This window comes from Vibrio diazotrophicus (assembly GCF_038452265.1).
In the GTDB taxonomy this organism is placed as follows: Bacteria; Pseudomonadota; Gammaproteobacteria; order Enterobacterales; family Vibrionaceae; genus Vibrio; species Vibrio diazotrophicus.
In genome coordinates, this window is the sequence record NZ_CP151842.1 from 628,880 (window position 1) to 643,131 (window position 14,252).

The 14,252-nt window shown below is 44.8% G+C and carries 12 protein-coding genes; 6 read left to right on the forward strand and 6 right to left on the reverse strand.

All coding sequences use genetic code 11. The features are described 5' to 3' along the window. The first annotated feature begins 24 nt into the window (after nt 1-24). Complete coding sequence (locus AAGA51_RS02875; protein WP_042484268.1) at nt 25-1,815, forward strand: cation:proton antiporter; 1,791 nt, start codon at nt 25-27, stop codon at nt 1,813-1,815. 69 nt (nt 1,816-1,884) lie between these two features. On the opposite strand, the gene AAGA51_RS02880 is transcribed toward AAGA51_RS02875, so the two are convergent. Together AAGA51_RS02880 and AAGA51_RS02885 are read right to left on the reverse strand one after the other, a co-directional pair. Then, a complete protein-coding gene (locus AAGA51_RS02880) occupies nt 1,885-2,208 on the reverse strand; it encodes a hypothetical protein (protein ID WP_042484266.1) in 324 nt (107 codons plus the stop codon). A 62-nt stretch (nt 2,209-2,270) separates the two neighbouring features. Continuing rightward, a complete protein-coding gene (locus tag AAGA51_RS02885) occupies nt 2,271-3,383 on the reverse strand; it encodes an anhydro-N-acetylmuramic acid kinase (protein ID WP_042484263.1) in 1,113 nt (370 codons plus the stop codon). A 99-nt stretch (nt 3,384-3,482) separates the two neighbouring features. Between AAGA51_RS02885 and nagZ the strand changes: the two genes are divergently transcribed. Next, entirely contained in the window at nt 3,483-4,472 is a 990-nt protein-coding gene (gene nagZ / locus AAGA51_RS02890) for a beta-N-acetylhexosaminidase (RefSeq protein WP_042484260.1), read from the forward strand. 49 nt (nt 4,473-4,521) lie between these two features. Here the strand turns inward: nagZ and btsR are convergent, their stop codons facing one another. Together btsR and AAGA51_RS02900 are read right to left on the reverse strand one after the other, a co-directional pair. Continuing rightward, the gene (btsR, locus tag AAGA51_RS02895) at nt 4,522-5,238 is read right to left on the reverse strand and encodes a two-component system response regulator BtsR (protein ID WP_042484258.1); all 717 of its coding nucleotides are present in this window, start codon (nt 5,236-5,238) and stop codon (nt 4,522-4,524) included. Nucleotides 5,239-5,264: 26 nt separating this feature from the next. Next, on the reverse strand, nt 5,265-6,941 hold the full coding sequence (locus AAGA51_RS02900) for a sensor histidine kinase (RefSeq protein ID WP_042484254.1): 1,677 nt from the start codon (nt 6,939-6,941) through the stop codon (nt 5,265-5,267). A 243-nt stretch (nt 6,942-7,184) separates the two neighbouring features. Between AAGA51_RS02900 and AAGA51_RS02905 the strand changes: the two genes are divergently transcribed. Further along, a complete protein-coding gene (locus AAGA51_RS02905) occupies nt 7,185-8,258 on the forward strand; it encodes a 3-deoxy-7-phosphoheptulonate synthase (RefSeq protein WP_042484252.1) in 1,074 nt (357 codons plus the stop codon). A 12-nt stretch (nt 8,259-8,270) separates the two neighbouring features. Continuing rightward, nucleotides 8,271-9,407: a bifunctional chorismate mutase/prephenate dehydrogenase gene (gene tyrA / locus AAGA51_RS02910; protein WP_042484249.1), complete on the forward strand. Its 1,137-nt coding sequence runs from the start codon at nt 8,271-8,273 to the stop codon at nt 9,405-9,407. 80 nt (nt 9,408-9,487) lie between these two features. On the opposite strand, the gene AAGA51_RS02915 is transcribed toward tyrA, so the two are convergent. Both AAGA51_RS02915 and ettA read right to left on the reverse strand, forming a co-directional pair. Then, nucleotides 9,488-9,862, reverse strand: coding sequence for a PilZ domain-containing protein (locus AAGA51_RS02915; protein WP_042484246.1), 375 nt, complete (start codon nt 9,860-9,862; stop codon nt 9,488-9,490). 108 nt (nt 9,863-9,970) lie between these two features. Further along, complete coding sequence (gene ettA / locus AAGA51_RS02920) at nt 9,971-11,638, reverse strand: energy-dependent translational throttle protein EttA (RefSeq protein ID WP_042484243.1); 1,668 nt, start codon at nt 11,636-11,638, stop codon at nt 9,971-9,973. Nucleotides 11,639-11,901: 263 nt separating this feature from the next. Here ettA and AAGA51_RS02925 point away from each other — a divergent pair, with 263 nt between their 5' ends. Both AAGA51_RS02925 and trpR read left to right on the forward strand, forming a co-directional pair. Beyond that, a complete protein-coding gene (locus AAGA51_RS02925) occupies nt 11,902-13,845 on the forward strand; it encodes a transglycosylase SLT domain-containing protein (RefSeq protein ID WP_042484240.1) in 1,944 nt (647 codons plus the stop codon). Nucleotides 13,846-13,900: 55 nt separating this feature from the next. Continuing rightward, nucleotides 13,901-14,194 carry a trp operon repressor gene (trpR, locus tag AAGA51_RS02930; RefSeq protein ID WP_042484238.1) on the forward strand — a complete coding sequence of 98 codons (294 nt, stop codon included), beginning with the start codon at nt 13,901-13,903 and terminating at the stop codon, nt 14,192-14,194. Nucleotides 14,195-14,252 lie beyond the last annotated feature (58 nt).

Genomic DNA, 14,252 nt, shown 5'->3' on the forward strand with positions numbered 1-14,252 from the left:
GTTGCAGGATGTTGAGGTGCTACTATGCACGATGAATCACTTGCGTTAGTTTTTGCTAGTGTCGGTGTTGTTGGTCTGTTTTGTCAGTGGTTAGCTTGGCGTTTACGTTTACCAGCGATTTTATTTTTGCTACTAGCAGGCATCATTGCAGGCCCTCTCACGGGCATTCTTGTTCCTCAACAACTGCTTGGTGATCTGTTATTCCCACTCGTTTCGTTAGCCGTTGCCGTTATTCTGTTTGAAGGTAGCTTAACTCTTAACTTCAAAGAGATACGCGGAGTCAGTAACACCGTATGGAGCATAGTTTCCATCGGTGCAGTGATCTCTTGGGCTATCACTTCCTTTGCGGTTCATTTGTTACTTGGGTTTGATTGGCCCCTCTCATTTCTGTTTGGCAGTTTGACTGTGGTGACGGGACCTACCGTTATCGTTCCACTGCTAAGAACGGTAAGACCAAATACAAGGTTGTCGAACATACTGCGCTGGGAGGGCATTCTGATTGATCCTCTAGGAGCATTGTTCGTTGTGATGGTGTATGAATTTATTGTCTCCAGCAGTGAAGCGCATAGTCTACAGGTCTTTGCTCTTATCATCGCGGTAGGTTTAGCGTTTGGCGTGTTGTCGGGAGCCGCGGTTGCTTATGTGTTACGCAAGGGGCTGATACCGGAGTATCTCCAACCTTTTGGCGTTCTGAGTGTGGTATTGGGAATTTTTGCTCTATCAAATCACATTGAATCCGAATCCGGTTTGCTGACAGTGACTGTGATGGGGATGTGGCTTGCCAATGCTAAAGACGTCAATATCCGCCACATACTGCACTTTAAAGAGAACCTGACTATCTTGCTGATAACAGGTTTATTCATTTTGTTGGCGGCGCGCATTCAATTGAGTGACTTCATGACATTAGGTTGGAGTGCGTTATTGCTGTTTGTTGTTATGCAGCTTATCTCCCGACCAGCGTCTATTATGCTTTCCACTTTACGCAGCAATTTGGCGTTCAAGGAAAAACTCTTCCTTGCATGGGTAGCGCCGCGAGGCATTGTTGCTGCGTCTATTTCATCATTGTTTGCCATTAAGCTGAGTTCTATTGGTATGACAGAGGCCGAGCTGCTGGTGCCGCTGACCTTTATGGTGATTATCGGTACTGTTGTTTTGCAAAGCGCTACGGCACGACCAATGGCATTAGCACTACAAGTGGCAGAACCGGCGCCTAAAGGTTTTCTTATTATTGGCGCGAATGATGTGGCTCGTCAGTTAGGCTTGGCGATCATGAAGTATGATTGTCGTGTGGTGCTTACCGATTCGAACTGGGACTATATCCGCCAAGCGAGAATGGCAGGATTAGAGAACTATTACGGCAATCCAATTTCAAGCCATGCCGATGAATATCTGAACTTAATTGGGATAGGGCATGTGGTCGCCCTCAGCCCTGATAAACACTTTAATATCATGGCGTGTATGCAGTTCTTATCAGACTTTGGTGAGAAACGCGTTTTTTGCTTGCATGATAAGGTCAACGGTAATACCAAAGATAAACACGTGGTGGCGCAGGAGTACCATGGTTTGTCATTTCTGGGCGCTGATGTCAGCTATAAGAAACTAGCAAGTTTGATCAATCAGGGTGGAGAGATCAAGCACACCAAACTGAGCGAAAACTTCACTTATGATGATTACTTGAAGAAACATCAGGAGAGTTATGTGCTACCACTTTTCTTGGTTGATGCTCGCAATAGAGTGCAGATCTGCTCTGATCTCAACGCGTTCGAGCCGAAAGAAGGTGAAACCGTGGTGTCACTGATTAAAGCCCCGTCTTAGAACGAACCGCATTGATAAAAAGCGAGCCTAATATTAGGCTCGCTTTCGATTCTTCAGAGTAGCGAGTTGCTACTGATTTTTGATTACTTTGTGCAGAACACCGTCAGATTCAGAAAGCTTCTCTTTTGCCAGATCCGCATCAACACCAGTCAACAACATCAAAATCGCAACCTTGGCGCTATATCCGCATTCCTGTAACAGAGACTGTGCGGTTTGGGTATCACAGTCTGTTGCTTGCATGACGATTCGCACGGCACGTTTTTTTAATTTTTCTTGTTCATTTTCAGCTTTGTGGTGAGGTTTTGGAGACTGAAAATGTTGCTCTAAATCATTGAGCTCTTGTTCTTTTGACACAATATGAGAAAGCGCGGATAAAAGTGCGTCGTTAGCCATGAATCACCTCAATAACCTCTAATTTAAGCCGTGATGGTTACTGCTATTTTTGAGTTCGAATATTAATTCGAAAAGTATACGACGCCTAAGCTTGCAAGGCGAGAGGCTCCAGTAACTGCGGGCAAATTACTTGGCAAATTATGCATTCTGCGCTGGGCAAGCCAAGCAAAGGCCATGGCTTCCATATAGTCACTGTCTACTCCTTTGCTAATCGTCGGGGCAATGACCCAATTTGGCAGAAGAGATTGGATTATTTCCATCAGCAGAGGGTTTTGCGCGCCGCCGCCACAGACTAACAACTCGGGTTGTGATCCAATCGCGAACTTAGCCACTTCGTCGCAGATAGTCACAGCGGTAAATTCACACAAAGTACGAAGAACGTCTTCCGGTGAGTAATGGGTGTTTTGGAGATGTTGTTCTAACCAAGGCATGTTAAACAGCTCACGCCCTGTGCTTTTCGGAGCGGGTTCAGACAAATAGGGCTCCTGACAAAAACGTGAAAGCAACTCAGGTATAACTTTGCCTTGTTTGGCTCTGGAAGCATCTTTGTCATAGCTTTCATTCCAGTTCACTTGGCACCAAGCATCCATCAGCATATTGCCCGGACCTGTGTCATATCCAATAACTTCACCATTAGGCTTAAGAACGGAGATATTTGAGATGCCACCAATGTTGAGTACTACAACACTGGAGTCTTTGACTTGGAAAATCGTGTGGTGAAAAGCAGGAACCAAAGGCGCGCCTTGACCGCCCAATGCCATGTCTTTTCGTCTGAAATCCGCAACGGTGGTTATGCCCGTTTTGGCGGCAATTATGTTGCTGTCGCCTAACTGCATCGTAAATGGTTTTGCACCATTAGGCTGGTGGAAGACAGTTTGTCCATGGCTGCCAATGGCGCGAATCTGTTGTTTATCAATATTCGATTTATTTACCAGAGCTAAAGCGGCGTCAGCAAACAGGTGACCAAGCTCATGATCGATTTCGCCAATTTCAGGTAAATGGGTTGCCTGACCAATACAAATATTCAAAACGCGCGATTTGAGCTCAGAGGGAAAAGGAAAGAAATCGTGGTCGATGAGTTCTATTTTATCGTCTTGTATCGCCACCAAAGCGGTATCCACGCCATCCAGACTCGTTCCAGACATAATTCCTATGTACAGTTCACGCTCACTCATTATGTAATCTCGCCGTCAGATCTAAACAAACTCATTGTAATTGAAAAATAAACTGAATAACCTCACCCGCAGTGACAAATTTTGAAATTAGGAGAAATAATGGGACCGTTATGGCTTGATGTGGAAGGCTATGAATTAACCGCAGAAGATCGCGAGATTTTGCAGCACCCTACGGTTGGTGGTGTCATATTGTTTGCTCGCAATTATCATGATAACCAACAGTTGTTGGCGTTAAACAAAGCGATTCGCCAAGCGGCAAAGCGTCCTATCTTGATTGGTGTTGATCAGGAGGGCGGCCGAGTTCAGCGTTTTCGCGAAGGATTTAGTAAGATTCCGGCCGCTCAGTTGTATGCAAAGAATGAGAACGGCGTTGAGCTGGCAAAGCAAGGTGGATGGCTAATGGCAGCGGAGTTGATTGCTCACGATGTCGATTTGAGCTTTGCGCCAGTACTAGATAAAGGCTTTGAATGTCGCGCAATTGGCAACCGTGCGTTCGGTGATGAAGTCTCGACTGTGTTGAAATACAGCAGTGCGTTTATGCAGGGAATGAAATCGGTAGGGATGGCAACAACAGGAAAACACTTTCCTGGTCATGGTGCGGTGATTGCAGATTCTCATCTAGAAACCCCTTACGATGAACGTGAAGTCATCAGTGATGATATCTCGATTTTCAAAGCGCAGATTGAGGCCGATATTCTTGATGCTATGATGCCTGCACATGTGATTTACCCGCATTTTGATGATCAGCCTGCCAGTGGTTCTCCTTACTGGTTGAAAAAGGTATTGCGCCAAGAGATGGGCTTTAAAGGCATTGTCTTCTCTGACGATTTAAGCATGGAAGGTGCGGCAATCATGGGATCGCCAGCAGAGCGTTCACAACAAGCGCTGGATGCAGGGTGTGACATGATTCTGATGTGCAATAAGCGTGAAGCTGCGGTTGAAGTGCTGGACAACTTGGCGATTGTTGACGTTCCTCAAGCACATCAGTTACTGAAGAAGCAAAACTTTAGCTATCAAGACTTAAAAGCGATGCAGGAGTGGAAACAAGCGGTTTCGGCGATGCAACGAATCATAGAACAGCACAGCTAATCAGCATGCGATCAGTGCGGCAAAGAAAAGGCTCCATAAGGAGCCTTTTTTAATGAAATCCGAGTTTTTCTTTTAACTCTTTCAGGTAGCGACGGCTGACCGGTACTTTATGCTCTGAACGGGTAATGATTTCCGCTAAACCATTTTCAAGCAACTTTATCTCTTTAATCGCTTTGAGATTAATTAAATACTGGCGATGACAACGCAGAAGCTGAGTTTTCTCTTCCAGAACCTTGAGCGTAAGCTGGCTGGTAGCTCTTTGGTTATGGGTTTGAACATGTACGCCACTGATATCAGTAAACGCGTATTCCACCTCAGTGGTTGGGATAATCATGATGCGGTTCAAGCCGATACAAGGCACTTGGTCGAGCATCGCGGGCGCAATGGAAGAAAAGTCTTGTTTCTGTGTTGTGCTGCGCTGCAGGCGTTGGATGGTCTTATTCAAACGTGCAATTTCAATCGGTTTAAGTAAGTAGTCAAACGCATTGTCTTCAAATGCTTGTAAAGCATATTGGTCATAGGCGGTGACGAACACAACCTTGGGCATGGTTTCTGGATCGAGCATGCTCAACATTTCAATACCAGTGATCTGTGGCATTTGAATATCGAGAAAGACAACATCGGGTTTGAGTTGGTTTATTTTTTTAAGACCTTCAATCGCGTTGTTCGCTTGGCCAATTACGTTGATTTCGCCACTTTCTTCAAGCAATTCCATCAGTTCTTCACGCGCGAATAATTCGTCGTCAATCACAAGTGCTGAAAGCATTTCTAAACCCTTACTTCTTTTCTAAATTAAGAATTTTCTAGATTAGGAATGAGGAAGCTCATTCGTGTGTATTGGCCCGGTTCAACTTCGATTTTCAGTGCGGAGTTGTCACCGAATTTATTGGTTAGCCGTTTCGCCACTATCTGCATACCCAGCCCATCATGATCATCACTTGGTGGTTGATAGCTGCCAGCATTGTCCTCAACCACTACTCGGTAGCCGCTTTCCGATGGTTCGCTGTATATACGAACTTTGCCATCTTCAAGCAGATTGGACGTACCATGTTTGATCGCGTTCTCCACCAAAGGTTGTAAGGTGAAAGTGGGCACATTGCGTTCCAATAATGAGTTATCGATATCGATCTCGACATCGAGGCGGTCACTGAAACGGGCTTTTTCTATCGTCAGGTATGCGTTGACATGAGCGATCTCGTCGCGGAGTGTCACGGTTTCGATATTCTGCTTCAAGTTACTGCGGAAAAACTGCGATAGGTGCTGAATTAATTCGCGTGCTTTTGTCGGATCCCTGCGGATAACGGCACTGATGGTATTGAGAGCGTTAAACAGAAAGTGAGGGTTAATCTGAGCTTGCAACAGTTTAATTTCAGCTCTTGAGAGCAGGATTTGTTTCTGTTGATACTCGCCATACAGAATCTGACTGGAAAGTAACTGAGCAATACCTTGTGCCATCGACATATTGATAGTTGAGAACAGCTTGCGCTTCGGTTCATACAGCTTAATGGTGCCAATGACTCTGTCACCCGCTCTCAGTGGAATAATTAACGCAGAACCTAGTTTACAGGTTGGCGATAACGAACATTGATAAGGCTGTTCTTTGCCATCAAGATAGATAATGGCGTTTCCTGAAATCGCATCAAGCGTACTTTGAGAAGATATCGGAGTATTGGGTTTGTGGTGGTCATCGCCGATGCCAACGAATGCGAGAATCTTTTCTCTGTCGGTAATGGAGACTGCGCCAACGTTGGTGAGTTCGTAAACGATGCGGGCAATTTTGTCTGCATTCTTAGGGTTAAAGCCTTGAGCAAGAATACCGACAGAGCGCTCTGCGATGTTTAAAGCACGGCGAGAAAAGGTCGCGGAATACTCTTCAAATATGGTTTTTCTGTCTTGCAGAATACTCATAAACAGCGCTGCACCTACTGAGTTGGCAATGATCATTGGCGCAGCAATGGTGGAGACAAGATCGTAAGCTTCATCAAACGGTTTGGCTACAAGTAGAATCAGCAGCATTTGAACAATTTCGGCAAACAGAGTGACGGCAAAAACGATACTAGGGCTGAAAACCAGCCGCCCTTTGCTGTTTCTGAGCAGGTAAGTGTGCAGTAACCCGCCGATGAGACCTTCCGCCGTTGTGGAAATAGCACAGGCTAAATCGGTAAACCCGCCTAGAGTGTAGCGGTGAATCCCGCCTGTTAGGCCAACGAAGAAACCAACCACAGGACCACCGAATAGACCACCCATTACTGCGCCGATTGCGCGAGTATTGGCTATGGCATCATCAATTTGCAGACCGAAATAGGTTCCCATTATGCAAAACAGTGAAAACAGGGTATAGACACTTAATTTATGATCAAGGCGGCTGGAAATATTAAGCAGCGGGAGAAACAACGGTGTCTTACTCAACATGTAAGCTAAAACTAAGTAGACACACATCTGTTGTAATAAAGAAAGGATCAAATCCATAGTTCAGCCAGCAAGCAAATGTTGAAGAATGAGGGTATTTTATGAAAGTTATCGACAATAAAACACGATTTAATCGCATTCAGTGACCTAAAGCTTGTATTTATATTTGTGTAAATATTTTTATACATATGTGTTTTTATAAATTTACACTTGAAATCTTTTTATAGCCTGATAAGTTGTGTTCTATTGAGTTTGAGCTTCAGTGTATAAGTTTAGTGTAAATTTTTTAATACAGGTGATGAGATGAAGAAAAGTGAATTAAGTGATATCAATATTATTGATGAACAGGTATTGATCACACCAGACGCGCTAAAAGCGAAATTACCTTTAAGTGATGAAAGCCGTCGTTTCATCCGTGAATCTCGTCAGACTATCGCAGATATTATTCATAAACGCGATCACCGCTTACTTGTGGTTTGTGGCCCTTGCTCTATCCATGATGTTGAAGCGGCAAAAGAGTACGCCAAGCGTTTGAAAACCCTGTCAGAAGAGCTGAAAGATCAGCTTTACATTGTTATGCGTGTTTACTTTGAAAAACCTCGTACTACGGTTGGCTGGAAAGGCTTAATTAACGATCCGCATCTGGATGGCACTTTCGATATTGAACATGGTTTGCATGTGGGGCGTGAGCTGCTGGTGGATCTGGCGGAAATGAATATCCCTCTGGCAACAGAAGCGCTTGATCCTATCAGCCCTCAATACTTAGCTGATACCTTTAGCTGGGCTGCGATTGGTGCACGTACCACGGAATCTCAAACTCACCGCGAAATGGCGAGTGGTCTTTCAATGCCGATCGGTTTTAAAAATGGTACCGATGGCAGCCTTTCTACCGCAATTAACGCGATGCAAGCTGCATCATCAAGCCACCGCTTCATGGGGATCAACCGTGAAGGACAAGTGGCACTGTTGACGACTCAAGGTAATGGTAATGGGCACGTGATTCTGCGCGGTGGTAAGCAAACCAACTACGATTCAGTGTCGGTGGCTGAGTGTGAAGAAGATTTAGCAAAAGTGGGCTTAGATGCGGCTCTGATGATCGACTGTAGCCACGCGAACTCACGCAAAGATTACCGCCGCCAGCCGCTGGTAGCGGAAGACGCCATCCATCAAATTCGTGAAGGTAACCGCTCAATTATTGGCTTGATGATCGAAAGCCATATTAATGAAGGTAACCAGTCTTCGGATCTGCCAATTTGTGAGATGAAGTACGGCGTTTCTATTACAGACGCATGTATTAATTGGGATACAACTGAGGCACTATTGCGTAAGGCTCACAAAGAGCTGACTCCGTTTCTCGAAAACCGCCTGAAAGGATAAAAAGGATAAACCATGGCTGTTGAATTGAATGAATTGCGTGATCAAATTGATGCGGTTGATAAGCAGATGGTAGAGCTGCTTGCTCGTCGACTGGCATTAGTGGAAAAAGTGGGTGAAGTGAAAAGCCAACACGGCCTTCCTATTTATGCTCCAGACCGCGAAGCGGCAATGTTAGCTTCCCGTCGTGAAGAAGCTGAGAAAAAAGGCGTACCACCGCAATTAATTGAAGACATTCTTCGTCGCACCATGCGTGAATCTTATGCTAGTGAAAAAGATTCCGGCTTCAAGTGCTTGAATCCGGAACTACGTTCAGTGGTTATTATTGGTGGTAAAGGTCAGCTAGGCGGCTTGTTTGGGCGCATGTTCAGACTATCTGGCTACCAAGTGAAAGTGCTTGGCAGCCAAGATTGGGATAACGCAGATGAACTGCTGAAAGATGCGGGTCTTGTCGTGGTCACCGTGCCAATTCACAAAACCATCGGTGTTATTGAGAAGCTTAATAATCTGCCTGAAGACTGCATTCTGTGTGATTTAACTTCGATCAAATCTAAGCCTTTAAAAGCGATGATGGCTGTGCACAAAGGCCCTGTGGTAGGTTTGCACCCTATGTTTGGTCCTGATGTGCCGAGCTTAGCGAAACAGGTGATTGTTCATTGCGATGGACGCGGTAAAGAGCAGTATGAATGGCTTCTAAAGCAGTTCTCTATTTGGGGCGCTAGCCTATGTAATATTGATGCTGAAGAGCACGATCACGGCATGACACTGATTCAGGCGCTGCGTCACTTTACGTCGTTTGCTTACGGTTACCACTTATCGAAAGTAAAACCCAACATTGCTCAACTGCTGAAATTGAGCTCGCCAATTTATCGCCTTGAACTGGCAATGGTTGGACGCTTGTTTGGTCAGGATCCAAATCTGTACGGTGATATCATTCTGTCGTCTGATGAAAACATTGAGATGATCCAGCGTTTTCAGCGTAGTTTTGGTGAGGCGGTTAGTCTGATTGAAAGCCGCGATAAGGCAGGATTTGTAGCAAGTTTCGAACAGGTGAGTGAGTGGTTTGGCGATTACTCTCAGCAGTTTATGACGGAAAGCCAGAATCTTTTGAAACAAGCGAACGATTCAATTCATCGCCCTCATTCAAGTTAAAGTGACAACCACTAATACCTAAAAAGCGCTACCTGTTGGTTAGCGCTTTTTTGTTGGTGTTAATGAAACTTAAGCTTTGACTACTCAGCGTAGTCAGCTAAATCCACTAAGTGTTCCAGCTCGCGATGGAGTAGTTCATCACTGCCGACATTGAGTTCAACCAGACGGCGTAAGTGGCCAATACTTTCGATATCAATATGGTCGATTTTGAGATGCAATATACGCTCATTTTGCATGATAAGTGTTGCGGAGAGATTGATGGTGATATCGCTATCAGGGAGTGTGAAAGTGACGTCTACAATATCGTTTTTATCCAGTTCTGGTTCATCAACTGCCCACAATAAAAGCCCTTTTAATGATAAGTCTTGAATGCAAGTGGCCAACTGATAATCGCCTTGAGTGAGCGTAGCAGGTGCTTGATAGATGATGCGTGAAAAACGTCGGCGTTCAATCATAAATGTATCTCTCGTTAAACATATTCAAAAGCATAGCAAAGGTTAGGCTATTAAACAGATACATAGATTAAAAAGGCCGCAATAAAGCGGCCTTGAATCATTTAATTGTTACTTAGAAATACGTTTGTATTTAATACGGTGTGGTTCTGCTGCTTGTGCGCCAAGCGTTTGCTTCAACCAATCCATGTATTCGGTGTAGTTACCTTCGTAGAAGTTCACTTGGCCTTCATCACGGTAATCCAGAATGTGCGTTGCAATACGGTCTAGGAACCAACGGTCGTGCGAGATAACCATTGCACAGCCTGGGAACTCTAATAGCGCTTCTTCAAGAGCACGTAACGTTTCAACGTCTAGATCGTTGGTTGGTTCGTCGAGCAACAGTACGTTACCGCCTGCTTTTAGCAGTTTAGCTAGGTGAACACGGTTACGTTCACCACCAGACAATTCACCAATGACTTTCTGTTGGTCTACGCCTTTGAAGTTAAAGCGAGAACAGTAAGCACGTGCAGGAATTTCGAAGTTGTTAATCTTAATGATGTCAGCACCTTCAGAAATCTCTTGGAACACGGTATTTTTGTCGTTCATGCTGTCACGGAACTGATCAACAGACGCCAGCTTAACCGTTGTACCCAATTCAATTTCACCTGAATCTGGCTGTTCAACACCGCTTAACATCTTAAATAGGGTAGATTTACCCGCACCGTTAGCACCGATAATGCCGACGATAGCACCTTTCGGCATGCTGAAAGATAGGTTATCGATCAGTACACGATCATCAAAAGATTTCGTCAGGTTGCGAACTTCAAGAACTTTATCACCTAAACGTTCACCTGGCGGGATGAACAGTTCGTTAGTTTCGTTACGCTTCTGGTGTTCGCCACTTTGAAGTTCTTCAAAGCGAGCCATACGAGCTTTAGATTTTGCCTGACGACCTTTAGGGTTTTTACGTACCCATTCAAGTTCTTTCTCGATAGTTTTCTGACGCGCACTCTCTTGAGAAGACTCTTGCTTTAGACGCTCATCTTTTTGCTCTAGCCAAGAGGTGTAGTTACCCTGCCATGGAATACCTTCACCACGGTCAAGTTCGAGAATCCAGCCTGCCGCGTTATCTAGGAAGTAACGGTCGTGCGTAATAGCCACTACTGTTCCTGTGTAATCCACAAGGAAACGTTCTAACCAAGCTACTGACTCTGCGTCTAAGTGGTTGGTTGGTTCGTCAAGTAGCAGCATGTCTGGTTTTTCAAGAAGCAGACGACAGATAGCAACACGACGACGTTCACCACCAGAAAGCACAGCAATTTTTGCATTCCAGTCCGGTAGACGAAGTGCGTTTGCAGCACGCTCTAAAGCGTTCTCCAGATTGTGACCATCTTTTGCTTGAATCAGGGCTTCCAGCTCACCTTGCTCTTTCGCAAGCGCATCGAAATCTGCATCTTCTTCCGCGTAAGCGGCATAAACTTCGTCTAGACGAGTTAGAGCACCAGCCACATCGGCTACTGCTTCTTCAACCACTTCACGTACGGTTTTAGATTCGTCAAGAACAGGCTCCTGTGGAAGGTAACCTACTTTAAGACCTGGTTGTGGACGTGCTTCGCCATCGATGTCTTTATCAATACCGGCCATGATACGTAGTAGGGTAGATTTACCCGCACCGTTTAGACCTAAAACACCAATTTTGGCACCTGGGAAGAAACTTAGAGAGATGTCTTTTAGAATTTGACGCTTAGGCGGGACGATTTTGCTCACCCGCGACATGGTATATACGTATTCAGCCATTGCCGATTGTTCCTAATCTATCGTTCAGAATAAAGTCGCTATTCTATACCAAAGTTATCGTATTTGTTACTAGGGGCTGCTGAGCTTTGTTATTCAATATTGAAGCTAATAGAGTTCTAAGTATTCGGTGTGTGAATGCATATATTGGGCAATTATTGTTTTTGTCACATTATTCACATCAACTTTACATCCACCCTCTTTACATTTACCACTAGAATTAGCGTAATGGTTGGTAAGTAGCACTCAGTAAAGGATTAGAGTTCATGGCGCCCCTGCATTCCTCAAAGCCGTCTCGTATTTTGTTGTCAATGATTGCATTCAGTTCATTGTTTAGCGGCACAGCGTTTTCCGACTCTATCGACCTTAATGCTCAGCGTGATTTGTATGATCAAGCTCAGGAGTGGTTGGATGATAAGAATGTTTCAAAGTTCGAAAAGGCGAGACCAAAACTCGCGAGTTACCCGCTGACTCCGTATTTAGATTATCGAGCGTTTCTCATTGATATTGGTGATAAGCCACCCATCACCGTCAGGGTTTTTATTGACGGGCATAAAGATTTTCCATTCTCTGGCCGTATTAGTGCCCCTTATCTTGATGCTCTAGCTGAGCAAAAGAAGTGGAGTACGTTACTGCAATTTCAGACCTCAGAGCCGAATGGTGAAACCTATCAGTGCCACTATTACAACGCACATTTGCAAGTTGGTAAGCGTGAGAAAGCGTTTGGCGGAGCGAAAAAGCTCTGGATGAGTGGCGCCAGTATTTCAGATGCCTGTGATCCGCTATTCAAAGCTTGGGACAAGTCTGGCGGATTAACCGATGAGCTGGTTTTCAAGCGCATGCTGTTAGCGTTTGACGGAAGAAATCGAGGGTTATTGGTTTACTTATCGAAAAAGCTCAGCAGCAGTCAGTATAAGGAAAAAGGCAAAGCCATGCTGGCTCTGTATGATAAGCCAGAAACCGTGGTCAGTTTTGCAAAAAAATACAGTGATCCCTTGTCGGTTGAACAGGCTCAGTTCGCGCTGGAAAAACTTGCTCGCGCTGACAGTGAGAAAGCACAGGCTTTAGTCGACAAAGTGACCAAAAGACCTGCGTGGACATCTCAGCAGAAAGCGCAAATTGAGCAGTTCATTGCCTTACGTCTGATGGACTCAGAGGACGAAAAGCTGATTCGCTGGAGAGATAAAGTGATCGCGATGGGTGATAACGTGACTCTAACAGAATCTCGAATCCGCTTAGCACTGCGCAATGCGGATTGGACCCAAGTGTTGTTCTGGATAAACCGCTTACCTGAAGAAGAGATAAAATCTCAGCGTTGGCAGTATTGGTTAGGTCGAAGCGAAATAGAAAATGGTCATGTTGAACAAGGGATGCAGCGCTTGTTTGCGCTTGTCGGTCAGCGCAATTTTTACAGTGTCGCAGCAGCGAAGATTGTAAAACAATCGATTCGCTATCCGAAAAGTGCAGTCGAGTTCGATTTCAATCAGGTTAAGCCTTATCAAAAAAGCTTAGTTCGCATTCAAGAGCTGATTGAGCGAGATAAAATTGCGGCGGCAAAAAGTGAGTGGAATTGGCTGCTTGATAAAGTTAATCAAAGCGAAAAAGAGATGCTGGCAGCTTATGCCTCGCGCCAGAATTGGCATCATTTGACAGTTACCGCTTCGATATCGGCCAGCTTGTGGGATAACTTGCAGCTTCGTTTCCCTGTCGCTCACCAATGGTGGTTTAATTTTTATGGCAACAAGCATGGCATAGACCCGATTATGTTGATGTCGTTAGCTCGTCAAGAGAGTGCAATGGATTCAGAGGCACGTTCGCCTGTTGGTGCTCGTGGCATTATGCAAATCATGCCTGCGACCGCAAAGTACACTGCTAAAAAATACCAACTCACATACAGTGGCGCTGATGATTTGTATGAAGTCGGCAAGAATATTGAAATCGGCAGTCACTATCTCAACGGTTTGCTCGAGCAATATGACAATAACCGGATTTTTGCTTTTGCGGCCTATAACGCTGGACCACAGCGAGTGAACCGATGGCGGGAGCAAACTCAGGGTAAGCTTGATGCTTATGCTTTTATTGAGGCTATTCCATTTCGTGAAACTCGAGGCTATGTACAAAACATTTTGATGTTCGAGACCTACTATCGAGACTTAATGGGTCTGCAGGGCGATTTTCTCAATGAAAATGAGTTGAAGACAAAATATTGATTATATTCAGGGTATCACTAGAATAACGAGGGTGTATCACTTAACGAGTACAGTTATGTCTCAACAACCTGAATACAGTGATTGGTCTCAATTGATTGATTTAGTTAAGCAAGCTGCAGATAACGATCAGCATGAGATGCTATTGACCATGTTAATGACGCCGGATGAAAGGGAAGCGCTCGTTGCCCGAGTAAACATATTCTGTGAGCTGCTCAAAGGTGAGATGTCACAGCGTCAAGTGAGTCAGATGCTCGGTGTTGGTATCGCAACCATCACCCGAGGTTCGAATGAACTGAAGTCTCGCTCAGAACAAGAAAAAGAGACGCTAAGTAAACTGATCCTCAAATAACTGTTCATCACAGAGCTTCACAGAGTAGAAAGCCAGTCTAGTGACTGGCTTTCTTTCT